General features: G+C 40.1%; 9 protein-coding genes, 1 tRNA gene and 1 pseudogene. 2 read left to right on the top strand and 9 right to left on the bottom strand.

The genetic code is table 11. The features are described from left to right. Positions 1-90 precede the first annotated feature (90 nt). The gene (locus GXP67_RS19545) at positions 91-984 is read left to right on the top strand and encodes a site-specific integrase (protein WP_162444684.1); all 894 of its coding nucleotides are present in this window, start codon (positions 91-93) and stop codon (positions 982-984) included. Here GXP67_RS19545 and GXP67_RS19540 read toward each other — a convergent pair. The 5 genes and pseudogenes from GXP67_RS19540 to GXP67_RS37060 form a co-directional block, all read right to left on the bottom strand. Then, positions 973-2,210: pseudogene (locus GXP67_RS19540) on the bottom strand (IS3 family transposase). The gene GXP67_RS19545 and the pseudogene GXP67_RS19540 overlap by 12 nt on opposite strands. A 398-nt stretch (positions 2,211-2,608) precedes the next feature. Further along, positions 2,609-3,430 (bottom strand): IS3 family transposase, encoded by an 822-nt coding sequence (locus GXP67_RS19535; protein WP_162441441.1) that lies wholly within the window; start codon positions 3,428-3,430, stop codon positions 2,609-2,611. Then, entirely contained in the window at positions 3,430-3,720 is a 291-nt protein-coding gene (locus GXP67_RS19530) for a transposase (protein ID WP_162441440.1), read from the bottom strand. The genes GXP67_RS19535 and GXP67_RS19530 overlap by 1 nt, the downstream gene beginning before the upstream one ends. 567 nt (positions 3,721-4,287) lie before the next feature. Beyond that, positions 4,288-4,361: transfer RNA gene (locus tag GXP67_RS19525), tRNA-Ile, on the bottom strand. Between the two features lie 186 nt (positions 4,362-4,547). Further along, complete coding sequence (locus tag GXP67_RS37060; RefSeq protein ID WP_197901542.1) at positions 4,548-4,721, bottom strand: hypothetical protein; 174 nt, start codon at positions 4,719-4,721, stop codon at positions 4,548-4,550. Between the two features lie 77 nt (positions 4,722-4,798). Between GXP67_RS37060 and GXP67_RS19520 the strand changes: the two genes are divergently transcribed. Beyond that, the gene (locus GXP67_RS19520; RefSeq protein ID WP_162444683.1) at positions 4,799-5,533 is read left to right on the top strand and encodes a hypothetical protein; all 735 of its coding nucleotides are present in this window, start codon (positions 4,799-4,801) and stop codon (positions 5,531-5,533) included. Positions 5,534-5,592: 59 nt separating this feature from the next. On the opposite strand, the gene GXP67_RS19515 is transcribed toward GXP67_RS19520, so the two are convergent. The 4 genes from GXP67_RS19515 to GXP67_RS19500 form a co-directional block, all read right to left on the bottom strand. Continuing rightward, positions 5,593-8,469: an alpha-amylase family glycosyl hydrolase gene (locus tag GXP67_RS19515; RefSeq protein ID WP_162444682.1), complete on the bottom strand. Its 2,877-nt coding sequence runs from the start codon at positions 8,467-8,469 to the stop codon at positions 5,593-5,595. A gap of 88 nt (positions 8,470-8,557) precedes the next feature. Next, positions 8,558-9,643, bottom strand: coding sequence for a SusE domain-containing protein (locus tag GXP67_RS19510; RefSeq protein ID WP_162444681.1), 1,086 nt, complete (start codon positions 9,641-9,643; stop codon positions 8,558-8,560). A gap of 59 nt (positions 9,644-9,702) precedes the next feature. After that, positions 9,703-11,286 (bottom strand): RagB/SusD family nutrient uptake outer membrane protein, encoded by a 1,584-nt coding sequence (locus GXP67_RS19505; RefSeq protein WP_162444680.1) that lies wholly within the window; start codon positions 11,284-11,286, stop codon positions 9,703-9,705. 24 nt (positions 11,287-11,310) lie between these two features. Next, positions 11,311-14,367: a SusC/RagA family TonB-linked outer membrane protein gene (locus tag GXP67_RS19500; RefSeq protein WP_162444679.1), complete on the bottom strand. Its 3,057-nt coding sequence runs from the start codon at positions 14,365-14,367 to the stop codon at positions 11,311-11,313. Positions 14,368-14,837 lie beyond the last annotated feature (470 nt).

The following is a 14,837-nucleotide window of genomic DNA, read 5'->3' as shown; positions in this document are numbered from 1 at the left end:
AGCGGTTTTTGCTTTCAGAGCCTATTGCTTTCTTTCAGCTTTTTTCATAATTTGTTTCAGTTATATGTCAACTCTAACTGAAATGTTTCAATGAAAAGCAAAGAATCTTTTTCCCTAAAGTTTTTTATCATTCCACAACCAGATAATATCCATGCCAAAATATTTTTGAGGATTACTGTAGACCGTAAGAAAGTCGAAATGTATACAGGCTCAACTATACGCATTGATATGTGGAACGAAGCTGCACAGCAAGCAAAATCTACAAAAAAAACTTCTAACACTGGCGTCAATGAGGATTTATTAAAATTAAAAAATCAAATCACTGATATTAAACGCCGTCTGCAATATGAAGGCAAACCTATCTCATCTAAACTAATAAAAGATATTCATACAGGAGCAGTTGGGGAAAAACATTTTTTATTAGAGTATTTCAATGACCATATTTCACAGTTAGAAAAATTATCTAAGGAGTACTCTAAAGGAACTATTAAGAACTATAGGGTCACTTACAAGCATCTCCAAAATTTTATAATTAGCAAAAGACTAAAAGATATAGAACTATTACAAGTAGACACGAAATTTATTAATGATTTCGACTTTCATCTAATGACGTATATAAGCTCAGATAATAAAAGTGCAATGGACAGAAATTCTGCCAATCGACAGCATAAACGACTGAAAGCGGTTTTACATAAAGGTATGAAAGAAGAAATATTAGATAAAGATCCCTACAATAGCTTTAAAATAAAAGATAACACCGTTAATCGTACTTTTCTTAGCGAAGAAGAAATAGAACTACTTAAAAAACATGATTTAGGCAATAATCTGAGTCTTCAAAAAGTAAGAGATATTTTTCTTTTCTCTATTTACACTGGCTTACGCTTTGGAGATGCTTCCCAATTAAAGACAAATCATGTATCTAAGGATAATAAAGGTCAGTACTGGACTTGCAACAAAATTGTGGACAATAAATTAAGCAACTAACACATATTGATTTAAAAGTTGCTCCATCTGGGCTGGTGTTCTATATCCCAGAGAGGAATGCAGTCTTTTCCTGTTGTACCAGATTTCTATATATTCAAAAACAGTGGTAGCCGCTTGCTGCTGATGGGCAAACTTATAATCATATACACATTCCACTTTCAGGGTCTTAAAGAAGCTTTCTGCGACAGCATTATCCCAACAATTCCCTTTTCGACTCATGCTTGGCTTAATAAGAGGATATGTACCTAATTCTTGCCTAAATTCATCACAGGCATACTGTATACCCCTGTCTGAATGAAATATTAGAGGTTGGATCACGGGCCTGTTTTTTATAGCCATTTTTAATGCTGCTATTGTCGTCTCTTTGGCCTTCATGGTTTTACTCAAGGCGAGAGCCAATAATCTTTCTGTCTGCCAAATCCAGTACCACCGTAAGATATAGCCAACCTGTAATGGTTCTGATATAAGTGGACCCGATGCTGACATCGTCTGCAGGTCCATGTCTGATACCCAGGCCTGACCTGTTGCATTAGCTGTAAAATTTCGATCCAGTAGATTTTCACTCACCGGATAGCTATGCTTTGAATCCGTAGTGACCTTATACCTTTTAATTCTTTTTGCCCTAAGCTCAGCCTGCTTCATTAAGCGGGCAACCCTGGGTCTGGAAACTGAAATGTTATTCGCTTTCAAGGCTTTACTGATTCTTGGGCTACCATAGGTCTGGCCACTCTCCTTATGGATCACTCTGATCTGTTGAAGAATTTCCCGGTTCTCTGTAGCTCGTTTAGATGGCTCACTGTTTATCCATCCATAATATCCACTTTTACTTACTTGAAAGGCTTTGCACATCTTCTCAATGGGGTATACAGTGTGATTATCCTTTATGAATTGGAATATCTCCCATCGTTCCTGGAAAAGATGCTGACCGCCTTTTTTGGACCTGCCTACGTTGTGAGCATCGGCTCCATATCCCTTTCCATTTCTGCATCCTTTAATGCCTTCTTTAGACGGGCTATTTCTGCTTCTTCAGGGGTTTGTTTTGGTTTTCCATGGCCAGGAAAACTTCCCTCCCTCTTGTCTAAAAACTCACGGCGCCAGCGATAAATCAATCCAATTTTGATATCCAATTCTTTAGCCAGATCTACTAAATTTTTTCTGCTCTTACTAAGTTCAACAGTCATTAGTTTGAACTCCTTGTCGAATTTTCTTCTTTGTCCCATTTTCATTAAGTTAAGTATTTTCTCTTAACTTAATGTCCACCCAAATGTAGCAAGATCACTTTCTTAAAACTTAAAAAAATGGGACGAGAAGATAAGAAATCAATCTATCACTTCTACACAAGCCTTTTTCTTTCCCTTTTGCCCGGTCAATAGCAGCACTTTATTTAAGAATGATTTTGTCAACCCATAGCCGGACAAGACCATGCAGCTATTTTCAGAGGATTATAGTTATAAATGTGTCTAGGACAGTAGTTGTCAAATATTCAAAATATTAGTATCAGTATAATTTTAATAACTTTTCACCTTCTTTATAAATCATTAAAAAATAAATAGTTATCAATTTTAAGGTATTCCTTATAATACCTCGATTAGTTTAGACCACTTTTCTTGTTTTCTTAGTTGAATTAAGCTGCCATTTTATAAAGATTAATGGGCTTGTTTCGGTCAATTCCCTGGTGTGGCCTTTGATTGTATTTCTCCATCCAGCCACTGATGCCCTGGTAGAGGGAGATGCCATCAGTGGCCGGGTTCAGGTAAATATGCTGGTATTTAATGGTCCGCCAAAACCTTTCTATAAATATATTATCCAGTGCCCTGCCTTTGCCATCCATACTGATACGGATAGATTCACTTTTTAAATATTCTACATACTCTTTACAGGTAAACTGGCTACCCTGGTCGCTGTTGACAATCCCGGGCTTACCATGCTCAGCTACCGCTGCTTTCAACACCTGCAAGCTAGCCTCAGCATCCAATGTATTAGACAAGCCCCAGCCCACAATATAGCGGCTATACACATCTATCACAGCCGTCAAATACATAAACCCTTTAGCCATCGCAACATAGGTAATATCTATAGCCCATACCTGGTTTGCCCGCTCTACTTTTAAGTTCCTGAGCAAATAAGGATAGATATACTTTTTGTCCCCTAACTGCGTCAGTTGCTTTCGGGGGTAGATAGGCCGGATGTTAGCCAGCCGCATCAATCTTCTTATCCGCTCGTAACCTGCTTTATAACCCTTTTCCTCCAGCATCGACTGCATTGTCAGCACTCCGGCCGTTGGTTCTTCTAATATATGGGCATCCATGAGCTGCATCATTCCTAAATTATCTGCATTCTCTTGTTTAGGCTCATAATAGAAAGAGGCCCGGCTGATAGAAAGTAAACGGCATTGCTGGCGAAGGCTAAGCTTTGCTTGAGGACTAACCAGTGATTTACGCTCCATTACAGTCCGGTCTTCTTCAAGCTTTTTTTTAAAAAGTCGCGTTCCATCTCCAGTTGCCCAATCTTAGCATAAAGCGCATCTAAGTTTACCTGCTCTTCTTTTTCTTTCCCTTCTGTGGAAGAGAATACCAGCTCCGAATTAGTTAAAAATTCCTGCTTCCACAGCGATATCTGGTTGGCGTGTACCTCAAAGCGGGCCGACAAAGCCGCTAATGTTTCCCGCTCTTTAAGCGCTTCCAATGCCACTTTCGCCTTGAAAGCAGCTGTAAATTTTCTCCTCGTTTTTTTCATCTTTTCCACGTTTAATTTGTATTGCTTTTCACTTTAACGCGTGGTCTGATTTTACCGAGGTATTATACCTAGCAAAATAATGTTGCTCCAAAACCAATGAAAGTTAAAGGTTATCCTTAATTGTTAATATCAATTATAACTACAATTCTTCTCACTATTACTTCCCCTAATAGTTTCGATATTAAGAAAATATAAACCCTGAGGGGCTGAGGTTAAATCTAATGTCTCTTGTGGGCTGTTAGTTTATAAAGATTGACTAATAAACGTTTTTCCTAAAGCTATTTATGAAAGCAATTTCAGATATCGATTTAAACAAACTACAGGTGTAGTTTATAACAAAGTTAGCTTATATGCTACTATTAATTATTATTAAGATTGTAAATCAATACTATATACCCGTATAGGATATTAGAGGCAGAAATAAACGCCCAATGTTATGCGCTATTAGATTCATATTTGCCATCTCACCTTGATCCATGAAATCAACATTCAAAAATGTAATGCACATTGTAATGCACAAACAAAAAACCACTTATGAATTTTCATCATAAGTGGTTGATCTTCAAGTGGGCCAGCCTGGGCTCGAACCAGGGACCCCCTGATTATGAGTCAGGTGCTCTAACCGGCTGAGCTACAAGCCCGCAAAACAGACATTGCTATTTTGGGAGTGCAATTTTACATATTTAAGGTACAATCCACAAATAAAATGTTAAGAAAAATTCATGACTATTAACGGGATTTACACCATTGTATCTAATATGTAATATAAGAAAGCTGATTTACATACCGTCTGGCTTTGCAAGTACTCTTACGCAAATTTATTTATTTCATTTTCTGAATCTGCTGAAAAGCCAGAAGACCAGCACAATAACCAGTACCAATCCAACTAATCCTGTCCATACGCCAGCTTCAAATATATCGCCGATCACATCACAACTTGTCAGTGTAATGGCAGCGAAAAAAATAATGAGGATATTTAATAAGAAAGATGTATTTTTCATAGGTGTTTATTAGCTATTTTTTCATTGTACGCTAATGAGTTTCATTAAGTTGTTTAAAATCAATGTGCTTTACTCAAATGAAATTTTTCTTTCTATTACTAACAGTGATTTGTTATTTATACCCTGCTACCAGCGCTTCGCAGACACCTGCGGGAATAGATGCCCAGGATAATATCAACAGGCTGGCAGGAAATGATTTGAACACAATTGTCCGGAAATTTGATAACAGATACCAGGGAGTGATCGGCTCGCCTTTTCTATTCGATCAATGGAATGCAGGTACCGTTACACTTACCAATGGAAAGGTGCTGACAAATATTCCTTTGAAAATTGATCTGTATGGAAATGAGATCATTGCCAAACGTCAATCCGGGGACTCTATTATTATTTTTTCAAATTCAATTCAAAAAGTTTCGCTTACTGAAAATCGTACCGGAAGAGAATTCATGTTTGAAAAAATATCTTCTATTAATGGGGAACCTCCAGTTGTACGTGAAGGATATCTGGATGTGTTATATAAGGGAAAATATCTGTTACTGGCCGAACGCAGGAAAAATTTAATCAAAGCCAACTATAGCGGTGGTTATAATGCCGGCAAACCATACGATGAATTTGTAACGGAAACTGATTATTACGTAAAAAAACCAGATCAAAAACCTGAAAAATTACGGCTGACCAAAAAAGCCATTCTCGAAGTATTTCCTGACCATCAGCAGGAGTTGAAAACCTTTATTTCACAAAATCAGATGGATTTTAAAAATGAAATTCAGGTGGCACAAGTGTTTGAATATTATGATAGTTTATCAAAATAAAAGAAGCTGCATTTCGAGAACGCAGCTTGCTATACACTCTACAAACAATCGAATGTTGCTTAATTTTTATAAATCTTTTTCACCGCCTTCTTATTTCCACTGACTACTTCCAGTAAATATATTCCTTGAGGCAAGCGTTCCAGGTTTAATTCCTGCTTTAATAAACGGTCGAATTTATTCATTCTAAAGGTTTGAATGGTTTTGCCCAACGTAGTGCTGATTCTTACTTCATACGAACTGATCAGCTCGTTTTCTACTTTTAGCAGTATTTTCCCGGCTGTTGGATTGGGGTAGATGGAAGTTTGCGCATTCAATAGTTCATCTACAATAGCAGTAGGCAAAGAAGATCGAAGCGTATATTTCCAGTTGGGTATAAGTCCTGCTTCAGACTTGGGTAATTTTGAGCTGGTAAAAATATGAAACTCACCAGGCTGTAGCAGTATAGCTTCATTAGTGCTGGCTACTGCAATACTGTCTCCTGAAAAATAATCATACCATTTGCCTGTAGCCTGAAAACTCGCATTCACAGTAATGGTATCTACCCCAAAATTTCCGATCACATTTACATTCATAGAAGGGTGATTAACAGACAGACGCTTTACAATAGAAGCGCCATCCAGGGTAAAATCTGTACTACTAAAAGCTGGCTGAGTAGTTTTGAGCTTGATCAGTTCCGCATATACTTTATATAATTTTGATCGGCTGGCATCTGTATAATATTCCCACCGGGTTGGTTTATTAGCTACCCGGCAATCATTATTAATACTCCCATCCGGACAACGGTTAATAGACAGATCATACCCCAGTTCACCAAATTGCCAGATCATTTTAGGGCCAGGAATGGTAAAATAAAAGGCCGAAGCGAGTTTCATCCGGTCGAGGGCAGTAGCAAATGTTTTGGTATTGTAGGTGCTGCTTGTATTGCCGTATAATTGCTGCTCATACATCAGACGTTCTTCATCATGGCTTTCCATATAGGCAATGGCATGTGGATTGTTCCAGTCTCTTTGTTTGTAGGAAGCCCAGTTGAGGTCGGCTTTATTGTTATTATAGCCTAAGGCTGCTTCTTTGTAATTAGGCTGCATATTTCCCCAGAGCATCATGCCATAATCGGCCAGAATTTTCTCTTCATCATTGGCTCCCAGGTGTTCCAGTATCACATAGGCATTATTATCTACCGTTTGAATTTTATCATAAATCCGTTTCCAGATAGCAATGCGGCTATCGTCTCTGGCACTCCATGCCGCTACATCGCTGCCGGTATTTTTCTGGGTAAATCCTTTCGACAGATCAAAGCGGAAGCCATCAAATTTGTATTCCCTGAGCCAGTAGGCATTTACTGTGTCAACAAAATCCTGGGTAACAGCACTTTCATGGTTAAAATCGAAAAATACATTAAAAGGGTGAGTCGCCTGCTGGTTGAAATACGGACTATTGGCACTTGGCTTACTTCCATCCCAATATGCTTTTACATAGGGAAATTCATAGTCGGCCTGATTGAGTACCATATCCAGAATGACGGCCATTCCCATCTGATGTGCTTTATCAATAAAGGCTTTCAGGCCGTTTTTGGTACCATAGTATTTATCAGGAGCAAAATAATAGATGGGATTATAGCCCCAGCTTTCATTACCTGAGAATTCCATAATAGGCATCAGTTCAATGGCATTTACGCCTAGTCGCTTCAGGTAAGTGAGCGTATCGGATAAGGTTTGATAATTGTGTGTTCCTACAAAATCCCTCACCAATAGTTCATAAATCACCAGATTCTCTTTATCCGGACGTTGAAAATTAGCTGTCTGCCACTGATAGGGCTGTTGATTGGTTTGGAATACAGTAACACTGCCCCTGGTTTTTCCGCTCGGATAGGGTTTCAAACCGGGATATACCACATTTGTACTGGTATTGATAAATTTATCGTTTTCATCCAGAATCTTATCCGCATAGGGATCACCTACCCGGACTATACCATCTACCAGGTATTGGAAGCCATATTCCTGTCCGGCAGTAAGGCCAGTCAGTTCCATCCAATAGCGGTTACCATCCGGAGTTTTTTTCATCTGATAGGCAATTGTTGGCAGCCAGTTATTAAAATCACCGATCAGGTACACATTATTTTTGAAAGGCAAAAAAAGCGAAAGGGTGGCAGTAGTTGTACTCGTATAGTTAATGCCATCTTTTATTCCGGCAGGCAAATTCTGCACTATAGGAGCTGATTTAACCAGGTAATAAAAGGAGTCTTCACTGGTGTTGGTTCCATCCGTAGCAGTTACTTTGATAGTACCCTCTCCGGATGCACCAGGATTGAGGGAATAGGTGAGCTGAGTGCCTGTAGTTTGGGTAAGCTGTGTAGTTCCATTAAAAAGCGTAATGGTGGAAGTTGTAGAAGCAGTTGCTTGAATAGAGATGGCAGTATTGGGCTCTGCTAACAGCAGCGAATCGGCTGGGGCAGTAAAACTTACTTGTAATCCGGGTGGGTAGAGGTCTACAAAAATATCGCCGTTGGTTGCACTTTTGCCCTCTTTACAACCCGGCTGGCCGGTATCTCCACAAGGACCAGCTTCCCGGAATACCATGCCAATGCGATAGATGCGCTGTCCGGCTGGTACACCAAAATAGGTTCTGGGATTTATGGTAATATGCCAGACATTGGGGTTATTCGGATCTTTTGTCATCAATCCAATACCATCGTCTTTTCCCCAGTTTCCTTTTACATTCTCCCAGCCAGTTCCGGTTTCACTACTTAAAATTATACCTGCATGCATATACACTTTTGCTACTCCTTGCAAGCCTGACGTACCTTTGCTGGCATCGTAGGTAATGGTAACATCGGCATCTTCTGTAGGAAAAGCAGGCGAAGTAGTTACCTGTGCTTTGGCAGAACTGATCAGAAGCAGGTGAAGAAAAAACAGGTGGAGTAAATGTCTGATTCTCATGTGTTGAGAGTTTAAAACCGGAATAGCGTAAACTGAATCAGTTTACGCTATTCCGGTTAATTTACTAAACTTTATCAAGTGGAAGTGTTTACATTTTTTTGAGGATGTACTCTCCTGTCAGATCATTGAAGGAAATCTTATAGGTACCGGCTTTCACTTTTAAGTTTTCCCCACCTTGTTCCCCTTTTCCATAAAATCGCTCAAGCTCAGCTTTAGGTCCCCAGTTGGAATCCCAGCTTGAATCTATCCGGAATTTTGCCTCTGTGTCTTCAGCAAAAGTATAGGTCATGTTCCAGATGTGAGGATTTTCGGCTGTTTTCGTCATGGGAACAATGTTTGCCCAGTTGGTGAACGGCCCAATAATACCGATGGAATTGAAAGTAGGTTTTCCGGCAATATTATAAGGTTCTATACTATAGGTAAGCTTTTGCAGGTTCAGATTAACCGTATAATATCCATCGGCAGCCACATTAAATGTACCCGGATCAGGATCTGATTCTGTTTCCCGGAAAGAAACACCACCGCTGCCATCATTTCCGTACTGAGGTGCCCATTTGCCTAATTCTGCTAAAAACTTAAGCGCTTTTGCTTCCAGAAAACCAGTGTAGGTAAATAGAAAAGGATCTTCCGTACTCCGGAACATAAGAGGGGCTTTGGTATTATCCCAGTCAAATTCGGTGGCATCGCCCACCATATATAAGAAATCAAAAGGGGGATTCTCCAGCCAGGGAGTAGCCGCTATTGCAGTTACATTTGAATACGCAGGTGTTACATACTGGGAAACTTCTGACTTGATACGGGCTTCGATCTCATTGGCTTCTCCGGGAACCGCTTCCAGCTGGCTTAGCAGGTTATTAAATTCTGCAGCTGTATATTTTTTTGTAAGATTTGAGCCCAGGTCTACATTGATAGGTGTAGCAAAATTATTCCCTTTTTTAGCCAGTTGCAGAATATACTTAACAGCCGCATTATATCCATAATCAGAAGCCGTCCATGAAAAGCTAATGGCTTCCTGGTCTGCCTGATCCTGTGCGAGTACCACTGTGTTGGCTGTAGAAGTAAGGGCCGGAGCTGAACCTTGTCTCACAATTACCTTGTCTTCGTCTTTCTCACAGGCAAAAAGAGCCAGTGTGAGTATACCTAGCAGATAGATTTTATTAAATCCTATTTTCATATATGTGTCTGTATTTAATGTTAGAGAGGAAGCAGCTGTTACACCCTTCCTGTTAATAATTAGTAGCCTGTGTTTTGTTTGAGATTGGGATTGGCGGTAAGATCAGTAGTCGGAACCGGGTATAAGGTGCGGAAATTCTCTACACCCCTGCCCTCTTTCACGCCACCTTTCCACGGCCATACATAGGTTCCAGGAGTAAATTTGCCAAAACGGATCAGGTCAGTACGGCGGTGCATTTCCCATTTCAATTCTCTGGCTCTTTCTTCCAGAAGTAAGTCTAAGGTTAACTGAGCTTGGGTAATATTGCCGGAAGTATTCCCATAAGCTCTCTCACGCAAACGGTTTACATATTGTAAAGCAGTAGCTGCATCTCCCCCTCCTGCTCCTCTCAATACGGCTTCAGCATACATCAAATACACATCGGCCAGGCGGAACATCGGAAAATCAGTATCTGGGAAGTTGCCAGTAACATCAGAACCTACCACGCCAGTTGAACTTACGTTTCTGTACTTAGTGACCGGATACCCATCGGTAAACGTGAAAATATCATTGATTTCAAGCGCCTGTCCGTTGGTATGGAATTGTGCTCTGGCATCTCCATTGGCGAAAAGTTCGACGATATTTTTTGTAGTTCGCAAACCTGACCATCCGCCATTGATACCAAAGGCTTTAGGGTCCATATTACCCCCTACAGGGGCATGCACCAGATAGGTCATCCCGCCATAGGATTGTGTTTTTAAGCCATCAAAAGTGATCGGGAAAATAATCTCTTTAGACGTATTATTATCAGTACGGAACAGTTTTTCGATCTGTGGTTCCAGGGCATAATTGGTACTGGCAATTACCTTGCTGGCATACGTAACGGCATCTGCATACCGCCCCTGACCAGTATATACTTCGGCATTCAGATACAATTTGGTAAGCAAGGTCCAGGCGGCAGCCTGATCTGCACGGCCATATTCATTTTGTCCGGGTGCAGCCAGTTCTGTTTCAATGGCTTTTAGTTCGGATTCTATATAATTGAAAAGTTCAGCTCTGGTCGTTTGCTTGGGAAAAAAAGAACCCACTGCATCCTGCTCTGTTACGAAAGGTACATTTCCATACATATCCATCGCATGCCAGTAGCTCAAAGCCCTCAAGAAACGGGTTTCAGCATGGTACCGTTTTGCGTTGTTCAGGTTTTCTCCGGTAATTCCGCGTTCGCTTAGTTTAGCATCTGTGGTTTCCCGTATGAATTCATTGGTCAGCGCAATCTGGTAATAAATACGGTTGTACATAGCAGCTATGAATTCATTGCTGGAAGTCCAGTCCATATCATGCAAATCAGGTAAAGTTCCATCATTCCATCCGATCACAGCTTCATCCGTAGGTAATTCCTGTAAGTTGAAATACAAACGGAGATAGTTAGAAAAACCTTCATCCAGACCACTGATATCCGGATTTCCCGCCGGACCTTGCTGGCCGCTTACCGCATATCCGGCATATACTTTTGCCAGTACATTTTTATAGTTATTAAAATCCTTGTAAACATTGGCAGAGGTTACGTCATAAAACGGTTCACGGTCCAGGTCTTTGGTGCAGGAGGCTACTGAGAATAGCAAGGCGCCTGACAGGATTATATTTTTTATCAATTTAGTTGTCATGTATCCGATTGATTTATGGGATGATTAAAAACCTATGTTTACACCTAATGAGAATATTCTGGCTCTTGGATAGAAGTTATTATCTATCCCACCCGCTACTTCAGGATCTAATCCTGAGTATTTTGTGATCACAAAGGCATTCTGAATATTAGCAGACAAGCGCAGGTCTGCTTTGTCGTTGAAAATCCGGCCGAAGCTATAGGCAAAGTTGATAGTTTCCATACGCAGGAAAGAAGCATTCTCTATATAATAATCTGTGAAAAACTGGTTATTATTAAAGTCAGTCTCCAATACATTGCTATGCAGGTTGGTCAGATAATTAGGATAGGTAATGTTGCGATAAACGCCATTGCCCGAACGAACATTATTATATACATAGTTATTAACGCTTCCCCGGAGTACAAAACCAGCTGTAAATCTGGCATAGGTTACCTGGGAATTCAACCCGAAGAATACATTTGCTTCCGGATTTTTATAGCGGTACAAATCCCGGTTATTAACAGCACCATCATTATTGCGGTCTACATACAAACCTTCTACAGGTTTACCACTTTCATCATATACCTGCTGATATACATAGAAAGCGTAAGGGCGGTAGCCGACTGTGTGGATCTGGATATTATTTCCTACACCTCCACCGATTAGTCCTACCGGAATACCCTCAGAAGAATTATCCTGTGTTTTACTCAAGTTAGTAATCTCGCTGGTATTATAGGTAGCATTCACACCTACATCCCACTTCAGTTTTTCTGTATTGATAGCCGTAAAATTCAAGGCTGCTTCCAGACCTCTGTTTTCAATGTTTCCTACATTGGTAAGAAGCCGGTTAGTCAGGTTAGAACCGGCAGGTACCGGAATTATAGCCAATAGATCTTTGGTTTTCTTGAAATAATAATCCAGGCTACCAGTGATTCTGCCATCCATAAAACCATAATCTAATCCTCCATTAATAGTAGTTGTTTCTTCCCATTTGATATTAGCATCATATCCTTCCGGGCGAAGCGTGAGGTAGTACTGATTCCCAAACTGGTATTGAGAAGTCTGGTCACTAAAGGTATATCTTGGCAAGTATGGATAATCATTAGGAATAGTAGTAGTGCTGATGTCTTGCTGGCCAGTAACACCATAGCCCGCCCGTAATTTTAACTCAGAAAGTACCTGAACGTTTTTCAAGAAGGATTCTTCATTTACTTTCCAGGCAAAGGCTAAAGATGGGAATGTACCCCACTTATTCCCTTTGCCAAATCTGGAAGAACCATCTCTCCGCACAGTGGCAGTTAATAGGTATCTATCTTTGAAGGTATAATTCAATCTACCAAAAAGACCTATCAGGGTATATTGAGTTTTTAAAGGAAATGGATCAGCTTCCTGACCTGGTATTACTTCTCCGGCTGCATTTAAGCCTGCAAAGGAAGGATTCTCCCGGATAAAATCCTGGTAAGAATACCCGGCTGTTACATCAAACTTACTGGCCAGAGCTGGCACTTCTTTTACATAATTCAGATAGAAATCGAGTAATTTATTGTTTCTGGACTGGGCATACTGGGTGCGGCTTCCTCCCTGGTTAAATACAGAGGCTGAAGTTGCAGGCTGTAATCTGGAACCTTCACTATCTGATATATCATAGCCTAGGTTCAGGTTAGCTCTCAGGTCAGGGAAGAAGTGAAATTTATAATCGAGCTGCAGATTACCAATGCTTCTTTTTACCTCACTCTGATCATCATTTTGTTCTAATAAACTAACCGGATTACGAGGGGCTAAGGTATTAGGTGAACCATTAGCATTAGTCCATTCGTAAAATCCACCATAATTATTTTCTGCGTTAATAGGCTGGGTAGGATCGAAAGCAACAGCTGCACCAATAGCTCCTTCATTGGCAAACTGTTTATTGGTAAGCGAGCCTTTCAAATTCAGACTTACTTTTAAATGATCATTAAAGAAAGAAGGTGTCAGGTTAATAGCAGCAGAGGTCCTCTGAAAGTTAGATGTTTTTAATACGCCATCCTGGTTCAGATATCCTACAGATAAACGATAAGGCAAAAACTTGTATGACCCGCTTACACTCAGGTTATTATCTGTACTGAAAGCATTTCTGTATATCTCTTTCTGCCAGTTGGTATTGGCACTTCCCAGCAGCGCCTTTTGTGAAGCAGAACCTCTCTCATTTACGACTGCCCTTAATTCTTCTGCTGAGAGCACATCTACCGTTTTAGTATTGGTAGCAATAGAAGCGAGTGAACTAAAATCTACTCTGATCTTATCGCCCTGACGGCCTTTTTTAGTAGTTATGATAATAACCCCATTGGAAGCCCTGGAACCATATATTGCTGTAGCAGAAGCATCTTTCAGAATATTAAAAGATTCAATATCATTAGGGTTAATTAAGCTCAGTGGGTTAGCAGAACCAGAAATAGCTGTGTTATCTACCGGCACTCCATCAATCACCACCAGCGGATCGTTGCTGGCATTGAGCGAAGAACCACCCCGGATACGGATACGGCTGCCAGAACCGGGTGCTCCACCAGGGGTAATTTGTACACCGGCAACTTTCCCTACCAGTAATTGCTCGGGAGTAGTTACCTGGCCCTTATTAAAGCTTTCCTGTGAAATGGCGGCAATTGAACCAGTCAGGTCTTCCTTTTTTTGCGTACCATAACCAATTACCACTACTTCAGACAATGCCTGCACGTCATCTGGTAAGGCAACATCCAGGGTGCTTTGCGTGCCAACAGCAATTTCTTGTGTGGTAAATCCAATAAAGCTGAATACAAGGGTTGTGCCTGGCTCCACCTGAAGGGTATATGCTCCATTTACGTCTGTAGTAGTACCAGAAGTAGTCCCTTTTATCAGTACATTCACCCCAGGAAGCGGCGTACCATCCGACTGTGCCGTTACTTTACCAGATACTGTTCTGGTTTGTGCAAACGTTTGCACCGATAATAAAATCAAAAAAAGCATGCATACATAATACGATTTGCTAAAGCCTACCGGCCTTTTGTTACCCAAAGGATGCGCCTCTGGTAGTGGTAAGCGAATGCAAACGTTTGCATGGCTACTAGATAGAGGATAGTTGTTACTCATAAATTCTATTCGTTTTTAGATCCGTTGATTTGGTATAAGATTCAGATTAGGTAATTGATTTATTAAACTTCAAAATGGTGGCAGATAGATAATACTTATAGATAGAGCGTAATAATGTATTGACGAGTAAATCCAGGCTTATGTTTGCCTTATCTGAAAATCTTCCTCATCGTTTTACATGTAGTGAAGCTGTCCTTTCTGGTGTGAAATATTAATCTTTAAAACAGACAAACAATTAAGAGGCGATATTTATACACTATCCATTGATAATCTGAATGTTGTAATAATGTAAGCAATTTGTGGGCGACAAAATTATGTAACGTGATTTACATATACAATGAACTCTCAGGAATAATTTTTACTTTTTCAAGGAAAAATTTAATAGTTATACTCATTTTAATAGAATTATCATGAAAAAATTATATTATCCGAGTCTGTTCGGTAATTTGCAGGAATAGGTGTTTATTAGC

Source organism: Rhodocytophaga rosea, from assembly GCF_010119975.1.
GTDB lineage: Bacteria > Bacteroidota > Bacteroidia > Cytophagales > 172606-1 > Rhodocytophaga > Rhodocytophaga rosea.
Note: the sequence above shows the minus strand (reverse complement) of the source record. Positions and strands in the feature narration are given on the sequence as shown.

Excerpts from the sequence above, each read along its gene's own strand:
- GXP67_RS19530 (WP_162441440.1), bottom strand. The coding sequence starts at position 3,720 with ATGAAAAAAACGAGGAGAAAATTTACAGCTGCTTTCAAGGCGAAAGTG.
- GXP67_RS37060 (WP_197901542.1), bottom strand. The coding sequence starts at position 4,721 with ATGAAAAATACATCTTTCTTATTAAATATCCTCATTATTTTTTTCGCT.
- GXP67_RS19515 (WP_162444682.1), bottom strand. The coding sequence starts at position 8,469 with ATGAGAATCAGACATTTACTCCACCTGTTTTTTCTTCACCTGCTTCTG.
- GXP67_RS19510 (WP_162444681.1), bottom strand. The coding sequence starts at position 9,643 with ATGAAAATAGGATTTAATAAAATCTATCTGCTAGGTATACTCACACTG.
- GXP67_RS19535 (WP_162441441.1), bottom strand. The coding sequence starts at position 3,430 with ATGGAGCGTAAATCACTGGTTAGTCCTCAAGCAAAGCTTAGCCTTCGC.
- GXP67_RS19500 (WP_162444679.1), bottom strand. The coding sequence starts at position 14,367 with ATGAGTAACAACTATCCTCTATCTAGTAGCCATGCAAACGTTTGCATT.
- GXP67_RS19545 (WP_162444684.1), top strand. The coding sequence starts at position 91 with ATGAAAAGCAAAGAATCTTTTTCCCTAAAGTTTTTTATCATTCCACAA.
- GXP67_RS19505 (WP_162444680.1), bottom strand. The coding sequence starts at position 11,286 with ATGACAACTAAATTGATAAAAAATATAATCCTGTCAGGCGCCTTGCTA.
- GXP67_RS19520 (WP_162444683.1), top strand. The coding sequence starts at position 4,799 with ATGAAATTTTTCTTTCTATTACTAACAGTGATTTGTTATTTATACCCT.